The organism is Dictyobacter formicarum (assembly GCF_016587435.1).
In genome coordinates this window covers 101,448-113,550 of the sequence record NZ_BNJJ01000016.1, presented here as the reverse complement: position 1 = coordinate 113,550, position 12,103 = coordinate 101,448, and the positions used below count along the sequence as shown (strand labels likewise).

Sequence of the window (12,103 nt, the reverse complement as noted above, 5' to 3'; positions counted from 1 at the left end):
CGGTTATCGTAGATGCACCCCTTGCGGGCGCTTGCTTGCTCCTAGTGAGAGACGCTCAGCAGGCCATCGTAATCGCTGGCGCTCACGAAATCACGCGCCGAGGTCGTTGCTCCCTGGGGCAAGACACGCCAGAACTCGCTGCTAAGCTGATCCCAGTTCGCCAGAATCTCTTCAGCATATTTGCTGCGCGTCTTATGAGCATGCAGTTCAACGACGTTACGCAGGGCCTCGAGCTCGCTGTCATCATCGATACGGTTGAGTTCAACCATCTCTGTGTTACAGCGGCCCACAAAGAGATCTTCACGGTCCAGCACATAGGCCACACCAGAAGACATGCCCGCGCCAAAGTTCTGGCCGGTTTCACCCAGCACCACTACCATACCAGCGGTCATATACTCGCAGGCATGGTCGCCAACACCTTCGACAACGGCAACAGCACCACTATTGCGTACCGCGAAGCGCTCACCAGCGCGACCAGCCGCAAAGAGATAGCCAGCCGTAGCACCGTACAGGGCCGTATTGCCAAGTATGATGTTATCCTGCGAGGCAAAGGTTGAATCGGTTGGCGGCACGATAATAATCTGACCACCACCCATGCTCTTGCCAACATAGTCGTTGGCATCACCACTCAGGATCAGGCGCATGCCGGACACGTTGAAGGCGCCAAAGCTCTGACCAGCTGAGCCAGTAAAGTTACAGGTAATGCTGACTCCGGGCAACCCTGCATTGCCGTAGCGCCGGGCGATTTCACCCGCCAGACTAGCGCCAATCGAGCGGTCGTAGTTGTTGATTTCATACTGGGTAATGATGCTGCGCTCACCACGTAACGCTGGCTCGGCATCAAGCAACAACTGCTCGGCCACCTGCGATTGTGGTACCGTCGTCTGTGCAGTGGGATCAGAGATGACCGGCAAGGAGGTCAACAATGGTGCCACATCGAGATCACAATCGACTTTACCTTCCAGCAGGTCCGCCCGCCCAATGATGTCCTCCAGACGTGAGAAGCCAAGCTCAGCCAGGAACTCACGGACCTCTTCAGCCACCTGGGTCAGATAGTTGATCAGGAACTGGGGGCGACCGGTAAATTTGGCACGCAGATCTTCACGCTGGGTAGCGATACCAGCCGGACAGGTGTTTAAGTGACATTGGCGAGCCATATCGCAGCCCAATGAGACCAGGGCTGAGGTACCGAAACCAAATTCTTCAGCACCGAGCAGGGCGCCAATGATCACGTCGCGGCCAGTCTTAAAGCCACCGTCAACGCGTAGCTTCACGCGCTTGCGCAGTCCATTCTTCACCAGCACCTGCTGGGCTTCGGCCAGACCACGTTCCCAGGGCATGCCCACATGCTTGATCGACTGGATCGGGGAAGCACCGGTACCGCCGTCATGACCACTGATCAAAACGTAGTTGGCATGGCCTTTTGCCACGCCAGCGGCAATCGTGCCAACGCCCGCTGCTGAAACCAGCTTCACGCCAACGCGAGCACCCGGATTGATCTGGTGCAGATCATAGATCAACTGCGCAATATCTTCAATACTATAGATGTCGTGGTGCGGTGGAGGCGAAATCAGCTGTACGCCCGGCGCCGTATGACGTAGTTTGGCGATAAATGGCGTTACCTTGAATGGAGGCAGTTGACCACCCTCGCCCGGCTTCGAGCCCTGAGCCATCTTAATCTCTAGCTCTTCAGCCCGCACCAGATACTCAGGCGTCACACCAAAGCGCGCCGACGCCACCTGCTTGATCTTACTGCTAACGGGATAGCCCTCGATGGTCTTGTGATACCACTCGGGATCTTCACCACCTTCACCGGTATTATTACGCGCACCAATGCTATTCATCGCCGCCGCAATCGTCTGATGGGTCTCGGGACTGAGCGCGCCTACCGACATCGCCGAAATGACGAAGCGAGCACGGATCGACTCCATCGACTCCACCTGATCCAATGGGATTGGATTGCGGGGTACAAAGCTCAACAGGTCGCGCAGCACGGTCGCTGGCCGCTGATAGACCATCGCAGTGAACTGCTGATAATCTTCCTTTGCTCCAGACTGCGCGGCCTTTTGCAGTGCGCGCACGATCAGAGGATTGAAGGCATGGTATTCAGCGTCGCGACGGAAGCGATAGCGGCCCAGATCGGCCAGCTTGCGCTTCTTCGGGTTAGCAGTCTCAGGCGAGGACTGCGCTTGCTGCAACTCTTCGGCCTGCTTGATCAACTGTTCAGCCACCAATTGATAGGTGATCTTACCAGTATGGAAGGTCGAACCAGCAAAGCAGCGCTCAACGAATTCTGGCACCAGGCCCAGCACCTCAAATTGTCCCGCGCCAATGATATTGCGCAGGGTTGAGATACCCATGCGTGCCATGATCTTACATAGACCTTCTTCGATAACGTGAATGTAGCGCTCAACGGCCAGTTCGCGCGTCACGTGTTCAAGGCGACGATCTCCGGCCAGGGCACGTACACTCTCCAGCGCCAGGGTCGGCACGATGGCCTCAGCACCATAGCCCAGCACAAGCGCAATCTGATGAACGTCACAAACTTTTCCGGTTTCACAGATCAGCGAAGCGCTCGACCGCAGACCTTTATCAATCAAGGCCCGATGTACCGCTCCAATGGCAATCACCATTGGTACAGGCAGGCGCGTCAACGAAGCATCGCTATCGCTCAGGATAATCAGCGTAATGCCATCATGGATAGCTGCGATCGCTTCCGCTTCCAGACGGTCAAGGGCTTTTTCTACGCCCGCCTGGCCGTCAGAGATATCAAAGGTTGTTAACAGGGTACGGGAACGGAAATGCTCATCATCGATGCCGCGCAATGACTCCAGTTGGGACTCGGTCAAAATTGGCGAGCTCAAATGGATCAGATGGGCGTGATCGGGAGTCTCCGTCAACAGGCTACCACGACGACCGATATAGGTGTCCAATGACATCACTACGCGCTCGCGCAATGGGTCAATGGGTGGATTGGTTACCTGAGCAAAGCGTTGCCGGAAGTAGTCCGAGAACGAACGCTGCTGGTGGGAAAGCACAGCCAGTGGTGCATCATCGCCCATACTCCAGGTCGGCTCTTTATTTTCCGACAGGATCGGGCGCAGGACCATCTCGACATCCTCATGTGTATACCCAAAGATCTGCTGACGTACGAACACATCACTGATTTCTGGCGCATAGTTCGGCTCATGCTCAGTCTCTGAGGACGACTGGGGCAAGCTTACACGATGGTTCTCCAGCCACTGTTGATAGGGCTGGCGCTGAGCCAGGGCGTCTTTAATATCCTGGTCGCGCAAGAAAACCTGCCGCTCTAAATCGACGGCAATCATTTCACCAGGCCCAAGGCGACCTTTCTCAACAATATCCTGTGGCTCAACTGAAACTACACCGACCTCAGAAGCAACGATCAGCAAACCCTGCGCGGTCAATACATAACGAGCGGGACGCAGACCATTGCGATCCAACGCCGCACCAACGGTACGGCCATCGGTGAAAACCAACGCGGCCGGGCCATCCCATGGCTCAATCAGGCCAGCATTGTAGTCACACCAGGCACGCTGGGCAGCATCTAATTCTGGATCATGCTCCCATGCGGGCGGAACGAGCATCTGCATACTCTGTAACAGATCCCGCCCAGAGGCCGCCAAAAACTCCAGCGCATTATCCAACTGGGCAGAGTCACTGCTTCCAGGCTGCACCACTGGCAAGAGATCTTGAATCTGCTCATTCCAATACGGTGAAGTCATCGATCCTTCGCGGGCCTGCATCCAATTGCGGTTCCCCTGAATAGTATTGATCTCACCATTATGGGCCAGTAAGCGCATTGGTTGGGCCAGAGGCCAGGCGGGGAATGTATTGGTACTGTACCGCTGATGGAAGACGGCCAGCGCACTCGTAAAGCGAGGATCGGCCAGGTCTTGATAGAAGTTTGCCAGGTCATTGGGTGCCAGCAAGCCTTTGTGAACGAGAATAGTATTGGAAAGTGAGGCGATGTAACAATCTGAAATATCAGCCTCAGTGAGCTTTTTCTCGATCAAACGCCGGGCATGGTAGAGGGCTTTCCCATATGCCTCAACAGTAAAATCAGCGGGACAAGCAATCAATACTTGCGCAATTTCGGGTGCAATTTCGCGGGCACGCGCTCCAAGGATATTATAGTTCACTGGAGGAGTACGCCAACTCAAAATGACCAGACCGGCTTCCAGCAAAACTTGCTCGATGATCTGGCGACATTGTTGCGTATGGACACTGCCCTTGGGAGGGAGAAAAACCATGCCGACACCCAGATCAGCCGGGTTGGCGACTGTCACTTGCTGTTTTTCCAGTTCCTCAAGAAGCAATGCTCTAGGAATTTGTGTGAGAATGCCAGCGCCATCATATACTTCTGCGTCCGCATCCTGGGCTCCGCGATGGGTCAGTCGCGCTAATGCTTCGAGGGCCTGTTGAACCAGAGAATGGTTAGCCTCACCAGAAACATGCGCTAAGAAACCCGTACCGCAGGCATCATGTTCCCAACGACTATCGTAAAGCGGATACATTTGACACGCAGATTCAATGGCTTCATGCTTGTGCGTCATGCATTGCTCTCCCATTAAAGACTATCTTGCTCAATGCTAAGAGGCACCTGCGCCGGAGCCGGAGAGTTCGACGAACTGTCGTTGGCCGCCGAAATCATTTTCACTGTTTCGGGTATTTGCAAGAGGACGTTGTTTAAGGCTTAAGGCATATGGAGCACGCCGGTTGCGACATTGGAATGGATGAGCGTCATAGCTCATATAGATCTGGTAACATTACCACTTGTGGTGAGAGTATAGCATACAGATAAGCATCCAAACAAGCTTTGTATATGTAGAAAATGCCTATACTGTTCCCAATGGGATAGTATATTTTCAACTCCCTTTTGTTAAACACAACAGAAGGCAAGCGCGAAATGTCGACCATTTATAAGCCTGACGACAATAGTGAATCCAGCAGGTTTTCTGGCCGAAAAGAGCTCAAAACAGCGCCATAACCAGATATTGCGGCAAGCGATTTGTGCGTTCACTGGCTCAATAGAGCGCTTCTTCTCACAAAAGAAAAATCCACACTCACCAACGGTCCTGTGCAGTTTCTACATACAAATCTACGGCTTGCACCATTGAATAAAAAAAGAGCCTGCCATGAATGTGCTAGAATGGAGTCAAAGTGCACAAGATCAAGCCAGTAAGTGGAGTCGCGCACGCATAAGAACAAGTCAAGGAACTCGTCTCTACACCGAGAGTATCTGGCAACGACGTTGATCCTGTACTAATCTGATGTGCTTACAGGAAGGACAAATTATGTCAGAACAAATATATCGCCGGGAAAAAGATAATTCGCTCCGACAGGATATTCGCGTCCTGGCTAACACATTGGGGCAGTCTATTCAACGGCACGAAGGGCACGAAGTCTTTGATACAGTAGAGAAATTGCGTGGCCTTTGCATCCGCCTGCGCGACCATAGTGAGCGTCTGAAACAGGTAGATGGTGCCGAGAAAATCACTATCCAGCACCAGACCCGCGACATGGAACAAGAGATCTTGCAAATCGTGAGCGAGAGTGATCTGGATACAGCCATCGATGTAATTCGCGCCTTCACCGTCTATTTCCATCTGGTCAATACTGCCGAACAATACCACCGTATCCGTCGACGGCGCGCCCATGAGCTCGACCCTCAGTCCACTCCGCAGCATGGTTCTTTGGAGGCTCTGGTCGAATTCTTTAAACGTAACAAGCTAGATAGTGCCACGCTGCAACAGCTCTTCAATCAATTGTCTATCGATCTCGTTTTTACGGCCCACCCGACCGAGGCGAGTCGCCGTAGCTTGATTACGAAATCTCGCCGTATCACCGAGCTCCTGAACAAGTGGGATAACGCCGACCTGATGACGCAGCGTGAGCGTGCCCAATGGCAGCGCGATCTCGATGCCGTCATTGATCTGCTCTGGCGAACAGATGCAGTGCGCCAGGTGCGGCCGCAACCATTGGATGAGATTAAGATGGGCATCTATTATCTGGATGAAATTATCTACTATGCCCTGCCTGATCTGTATGCGGAATTTGAGGATCTGCTGCATAAAGAATATCCTGATTTGGTAATCCCACCTTTTTTACACGTTGGTTCCTGGATCGGTGGCGACCAGGATGGCAATCCGTTTATCCATGCCGACACCCTGCTGACGGCTTTAAACCAACAACGCAACTATATCTTGATCCATTATCGCCGAAACCTTTTTGAGCTGGCCCGCGAATGCTCGCAGTCCATTGATCATTCAACTATTACGCCCGAACTACGGGCCTCGCTGGACCGTGATATGGCGGCTATGCCCGAATACGCCGAAGAACTGGGACCCCAGACGGCGCTGGAGCCGTACCGCGCCAAGTTTTCCTTTATGTGGCGGCGGCTGCGCGAGAATCAGGTCACACCTCCTATTCCTCAGCAACTATCCTGGTCTTTCCAGAACACGGAGCCGTTAGAGAACACCACCCATAGTGGCATTGCTTATAAAAATGCCGAAGAGTTGCTCGCCGATCTACGTATGGTGCAGGATAGTCTGCTGGCCGATGGCGAGGTAGCCATCGCGCGCGGCCCGCTGAACTTACTGATCCGCCAGGTCGAGATCTTTGGCTTCTATTTTGCCGCGCTGGACGTGCGCCAGCATAGTGAGCGACATTCAACCGCCCTGTCAGAACTGCTGCAAGTGACTGGTCTGCGCAAAGATGACTACAGGACATTGCCAGAGGCGGAACGCATCCAGATTCTGGAAAATCTGCTGCAAGATCCACGCATCCTGACCCGGCCCGGCCTGGAGTTGAGTCCAGAGACCAGCCAGATCCTGACCAATTTCCAGACGATTCGCCAGGTACGCGAAACCTTTGGCAAGCGAGCAGTGAACTGCTATATCACCAGCATGTCACATTCGCTCAGTGATCTGCTGGAGGTTCAGTTCTTCTGTAAAGAGACGGGTATCTATGATCTGCCGATCGTGCCACTGTTCGAAACCATAGATGACCTGCGCCACTGTACCGATATTCTGGAAACAGCCTTTACACATCCGCTTTATCAGGAATACCTGAAAAATTGCCAGCGTGAGCAGCAGGTGATGCTTGGCTATTCGGATAGTAGTAAAGATGGAGGTATCCTGACCTCAAGTTGGGAGCTCTATCAGGCCCAGAGTCGGCTGGCCGAGCTGAGTCAGCGCCATGGCATTACCATTACTATCTTCCATGGTCGCGGCGGAGCTATTGGGCGTGGAGGTGGACCGATCTATGAGGCGATCCTGGCCCAACCGCCGGGCTCGGTCAATGGCCGCCTGCGCATTACTGAACAGGGCGAGATGCTCTCATTCAAATATGGTATTCACGACATCGCTATGCGCAACATGGAACTGGTAGTCGCCGGCACCGTACAAACCAGTATTCCCATCGAGCATATCGTAGAGTCGCAGGTCCATCCCAAACCTAAAACGGACTGGGTTGAGACCATGAACCGGCTCTCCGCCAGTGCGCATAGCCGCTATCGCAAGCTGATCTATGAAGATCCAGCCTTCCTGACTTTCTTTGAGCAGGCCACCCCCATCAAAGAGATCGGCTGGTTAAACCTCGGTTCCCGCCCGGCACGCCGGACTGTTGGGCGCGCAATCGAAGAGCTACGCGCCATCCCCTGGATCTTCTCCTGGATGCAGACACGCTATGTGCTCCCAAGCTGGTATGGAGTTGGAGGCGCACTCGAGGAATACCTGAAGGAGGATCCCAACCGGCTGGCTCAGTTGCAACAGATGTATAAGCAGTGGCCGTTCTGGCAGGCGTTTCTGGACAATTTGCAGATGACGCTCTCCAAAGCGGACATGAGTATCGCCCATGACTATGCAGACTTCTTGGTCGAAGATCGCGCGCTGGGTGAGCGCATCGCCCACGAGATTCAGGCTGAATATGAGCGTACCTGCCAGGCGGTCATTGCCATAGTCGGCGGCAAGAGCCTGCTGGATAACTCGCCCACTCTCCAGGAATCGATCCGACGGCGCAATCCTTATGTTGATCCGCTCAGCTATTTCCAGATTGTCCTGTTAAAGCGCCTACGAGCCCTGGGTGGACCCCTGACGCTGGACACTGAAGCACAAAAACATACCTCAGCCGAAGAGCAAGAGCGCGCCCGCCTCACCTACGCCGTGCTCCTGACCATCAACGGCATTGCCGCCGGTGTCCGCAATACCGGCTAACATAGGTTCGGAGCTTGCCTCCGATTTGCTCCCGTCATAATGGCACGGAGCAATCGGAGGCAAGCTCCGAACCTATGGGTTATGGGCCTCTCCCGATAGCTTATTTTACGCGCCCAAACCTCATCATAAGCGCGCCATTTAATCCCACAATGATTCCAATTTCTTTCGGATCACTGCCGACCTGGTAAATAGCAGGCCAGGTGCAGCATCCGGCATACCAGGCTGGTTGATCATTTTTGTACCAGGTGGCACCATTGTCATCACTTATCGAGACTTGATTGGAACCAGCCGAAGTGACCAGAACGCGCCCACTCGGCAGGACCGTAACATAAGGGCCATTATACTGATCTGGAATCGCTGTGCCCAGATCATTTGACCAGGTCACGCCATCTTTGGAGATTTTGTAATGGGCATTACAGTTATCGGTCGCGCATAGCTCAAAAACAAGAATATACTCACCATTCGCCATTCTCGCCATGACAGGCATGCCCGGACGGGCTGCGCCAGGTTGAGCCGCAGCAAATATTTCCGGTCCCCAGGTGGTCCCTCCATCGCAGGAGACGCGTTCTGACACAACCTGGTTGTAAGACGGGTTGTCGTCGGCATGCTTTTCACTGGAGTAGAAGCCAGCGACACAGCCATTGGGCAGGACGTACAAAAATGGCTCCCATAGGCCGCGATTAAAACGTCCGGCGGAATAAGGGTTCGTATCTAACTGACTCACTAGCGTCCAGTTATGTCCACCATCGGTGCTCTTGAAGACTGGAAGACCGAACCAGTTCAGGTCAGTTCGACGGCTACGCGTCGCCATCAAAATGGTGCCATCGTGTAATTGCGCGATTTGTGATTGTTCCTGAATATAGCCATCGGGCGAAGGTATGGAGGCAATAACGTTGTAATGTTGTGCCGTCTTATCAACAGTGGCTACTTTGATCACGAAAGGTCCGCTACTTGGGTATTCTGTATAGGTGATCAAATTTTCCCCCTGCTTATTCCAGGGCAACATACGCCCCCAGGCAGGATTTCTTGTGTTGCTAATCGTCGTGGCATCAGACCAGGAAATGGGACCACCAGGGGAAAAGGCATAAACTGTAGGAGTAATTGCTAGCAAGCAAGCAACAATACTCATGAACCCGGCTACAACTAGCTTCCAGTGTGAAATGAACATCTTCATTGTGTATCTTCTCTTCCTTGTTAAATATACTGAAGTAGTATGTAGGTATTTTGCCCGATTGTTACCTATTCGTAATAGTATCTTCCTTGTACTACTATTGATCGATGATGCTAAAATAGTCATCTCATCATCTTTTTCCTGTGAGCCTGGACCTCCCTTCTCAAAATGCCATGTTCACTTCCGTTCCTTTGCCTGTCGCAATACTCTGTAAGAAAAAGAGAGAAAGCACATTGCTCTGAACATTTATGAAATGAACACAATTTTATATTTATTTCCGTTCAACGTTGAACTAAAGTAAACATAACATCATTTATGTATATCTGTCAAGCAGGAGGAAACCACATAGGTTCGGAGCTTGCCCCCGATTATTATCCTTCCCCGGAGGGCAATAATCGGATACATGACCATGCTCCCGATTATTCCCATCGGCGGAGAGATAATCGGAGGCAAGCTCCGAATCTATTATGGGTTATTTTTTTGGTGTCGGGGTGGGCGTTGGGGTTGCGCTCGCTCCCAGATTGATGCTGGTATCATCAAACGTTTTGAGGTTAACTACGGTTCCACTGGCTCCGCTATAGGTGATGGTTACGGTGTCGCCGCTCTGCACTAGCGGCAGTTTGGGCGATAGCGACAGGTTCGCAGTGAAAATGAACGGCTGCCCCGAAATCTGCAGGTAATAGATGGTACTGGTCCCCTGCTGGACCGAGGAGATGCGCAGTACTTTTCCGGTGGCGCTTTGCACCTGACCATTCGTATTACCGCCCGCGTTACCACTACTGGCCAGTGCGGTCAGCCATTGCTGATAATCGCGCAAGCCCGAACCCAGATCGGGATCAAACTGCACGTTGTTACCATTGAGTTCGCGGGCATCGACCAGGCCAACCGCCTGGAAGATATCGCCGCTCGCCGTGTGCTGCACATAGATGGCCACCCAGGTCGGCGTATCATAGATCTGATAGAGCTGTACCGAGGCGACATCATAGCCGCGTATATTGGCGCGGGTAGATTGAAACGTCTTAATAACGTTATCCCCGATACCCAGACCAGCCGCTTTGCTGTAGAAGTTGGCCTGGTTCTTGTGGGTATTGAATAAGAACACGCCGGTGCTCGAGTTATCATTCGTTGAGGCCGAGGTCATTGGAATCAGCCAGACCGGCTGGTCAATGTTATTGTAGAGTAGTTCTGGAGAACTGGCAGGAGATTGCTGACCCAGTCCGGAGGGATTAAACCAGGGGGCCGCGTGATAGAGTCCCCACCAGCTAAGATACTGCGAGACGGTCTCTGCCGGCATAATACGATCGACCCAGTCGGGCACGTTCTGAGGACTATATTCTTTGATCTCGCCGGTATGGGCGTCCACTAGCAATACCTTGCTCAGCACATCACCAGTATAGCCACGCGATGGCTGCATCAGAGAGATGGTCCAATAGGGATGCAGGCTATCATCTAACTCAAGGGTCGGATCGACCAACCGTCCATAGGTATAGCCACTGAGATAGACGTGGCGCAGCAGATCCTGGTTTAGTAGCGCTCCTGGCAGGTAGCGAATAGTTGATTGCGGCTCGGTATGTAGTTGTGGCGGCTGCTGAGGATCTTCAGCATCGACCATGACAAAACCGGGCGTGACGGGATTAGAGAGATTAATAAACAGGTTGTTATAGCTCAACTGTGCAACGTAGTAGAGGTGATGGTTGATGGATTGCAAAGTATAGCTGGCAGGATTCAGTTGATAGGCTGAACCGAGATTCTGGCCCGTTGATCCTAGAATCTGCTGACCTTTATATGAAGCTATACTCTGGCTCACCAGCACAATATTTTTGGCATCGGTCGGCGGTAAGTTCGGCGATGATTGAATGGTAACATGAGGAATCGCCGCCAGTGCTTTGGCATTGCCATCAAACCAGGTGGCAAAGATGTTGATGAGCAAGGTGGCCGCGATACCAAAGACGGCCACAATAATCAAGCCAAAGATGCCCGCGGCAATCGAGCGACGTGAGATCTTCTCAGCGTCGCTGCTTCGGGTATAGACCTGGCCCTGACTGGCGCTCAAGCCCATCTCTAGCGCTTCACGCGCTCCCCCGGCGATAGCAAACAAATTGAGAATACTGCTAATCAGTAGCGGCCAGAGCACCCATTGCCAGCCCCAGAAAGGTCCGGTGAAGGCAGGTTCAGAAAAGTAGAGGATCAGTAGACAAAACGCATAATTGAAAATGGTAAAGCCCGTAAACCAGCGCACAAATGAACGCGCCTCGAAAGGCTCCTTGCGTCCAAAACCCAGTCGTCCAATGGTTAAGCAGGCCATGACGATCAGGGTCCCAATCAGTGCCAGCAACAGAATGATCATAGGGATTATTCCTCTTTCTCAGGGAGTAGAGGTCTCCTTTTCTCAATGCAATAATAACATTTTGCTATTCAATTTATAGCATAATGTTATTTATCCTGTCAAGATTTTTCGCAGGAAAGATGTGCTATTAACAGAGATAAAGTCTAGCGGTAAGATAGGTAGTGACATATGCAAAAGCATGATGCTGTAAGAGTTCCACATAAAGTGCTCGTAAATAGTATGCATGACTCACATTCATTCAGGACATTTATTCGTTGACATTTCACAAGTCGGATGGTAATCTTTTTGAAAGACAAATAAATAACAGGACCCGCGCTGATCGAAATTAGTATGAGAGAAGCACCTGAC

Annotated in this window: 4 protein-coding genes; 1 reads left to right on the top strand and 3 read right to left on the bottom strand. The window is 52.3% G+C overall.

Translation table 11 applies throughout. The features are described 5' to 3' along the window. Positions 1-41: 41 nt before the first annotated feature. Complete coding sequence (gene gltB, locus JMI88_RS25810) at positions 42-4,577, bottom strand: glutamate synthase large subunit (RefSeq protein WP_201364843.1); 4,536 nt, start codon at positions 4,575-4,577, stop codon at positions 42-44. A 741-nt stretch (positions 4,578-5,318) separates the two neighbouring features. On the opposite strand from gltB, the gene ppc reads away from it, so the two are divergent. Next, complete coding sequence (ppc, locus tag JMI88_RS25805) at positions 5,319-8,237, top strand: phosphoenolpyruvate carboxylase (RefSeq protein ID WP_201364842.1); 2,919 nt, start codon at positions 5,319-5,321, stop codon at positions 8,235-8,237. 100 nt (positions 8,238-8,337) lie between these two features. Here ppc and JMI88_RS25800 read toward each other — a convergent pair whose 3' ends face one another. Beyond that, positions 8,338-9,411 carry a sialidase family protein gene (locus JMI88_RS25800; protein ID WP_201364841.1) on the bottom strand — a complete coding sequence of 358 codons (1,074 nt, stop codon included), beginning with the start codon at positions 9,409-9,411 and terminating at the stop codon, positions 8,338-8,340. Positions 9,412-9,880: 469 nt separating this feature from the next. Then, complete coding sequence (locus tag JMI88_RS25795; RefSeq protein WP_201364840.1) at positions 9,881-11,755, bottom strand: hypothetical protein; 1,875 nt, start codon at positions 11,753-11,755, stop codon at positions 9,881-9,883. Between the last annotated feature and the right edge of the window lie 348 nt (positions 11,756-12,103).

Excerpts from the sequence above, each read along its gene's own strand:
- gltB (WP_201364843.1), bottom strand. The coding sequence starts at position 4,577 with ATGACGCACAAGCATGAAGCCATTGAATCTGCGTGTCAAATGTATCCG.
- ppc (WP_201364842.1), top strand. The coding sequence starts at position 5,319 with ATGTCAGAACAAATATATCGCCGGGAAAAAGATAATTCGCTCCGACAG.
- JMI88_RS25800 (WP_201364841.1), bottom strand. The coding sequence starts at position 9,411 with ATGAAGATGTTCATTTCACACTGGAAGCTAGTTGTAGCCGGGTTCATG.
- JMI88_RS25795 (WP_201364840.1), bottom strand. The coding sequence starts at position 11,755 with ATGATCATTCTGTTGCTGGCACTGATTGGGACCCTGATCGTCATGGCC.